The organism is Caballeronia mineralivorans PML1(12) (genome assembly GCF_001028175.1).
Classification (GTDB): domain Bacteria; phylum Pseudomonadota; class Gammaproteobacteria; order Burkholderiales; family Burkholderiaceae; genus Caballeronia; species Caballeronia mineralivorans.
The window spans coordinates 1-481 of the sequence record NZ_AEJF01000282.1; the positions used below are offsets into that span (position 1 = coordinate 1).

General features: G+C 50.7%; 1 pseudogene. It reads left to right on the top strand.

Annotation, left to right across the window (positions count from 1 at the left end):
• Window positions 1–424 (top strand): annotated as a pseudogene (locus EOS_RS42675) (glucitol operon DNA-binding transcriptional repressor SrlR); the annotation flags it as partial.
• Window positions 425–481: the final 57 nt, after the last annotated feature.

Genomic DNA, 481 nt, shown 5'->3' on the forward strand with positions numbered 1-481 from the left:
GGTGATGACCAACAGCCTGCATATCGTCAATGCGCTATCCGAACTGGATAACGAACAAACTATCCTGATGCCAGGCGGAACGTTTCGCAAAAAATCGGCCTCATTTCACGGGCAACTGGCAGAGAATGCCTTCGAGCATTTCACCTTCGATAAATTGTTTATGGGCACCGACGGCATCGATCTCAATGCGGGCGTAACCACCTTTAACGAGGTTTATACCGTCAGTAAGGCAATGTGCAATGCCGCGCGCGAAGTGATTTTGATGGCGGACTCATCAAAGTTTGGCCGTAAAAGCCCCAACGTAGTTTGCAGTCTTGAAAGCGTCGATAAGCTGATTACCGACGCAGGTATCGATCCGGCGTTTCGTCAGGCGCTGGAAGAGAAAGGGATCGATGTGATCATAACCGGAGAGAGCAATGAGTGAAGCACTACTGAACGCGGGACGTCAGACGTTAATGCTGGAGTTGCAGGAAGCAAGCCG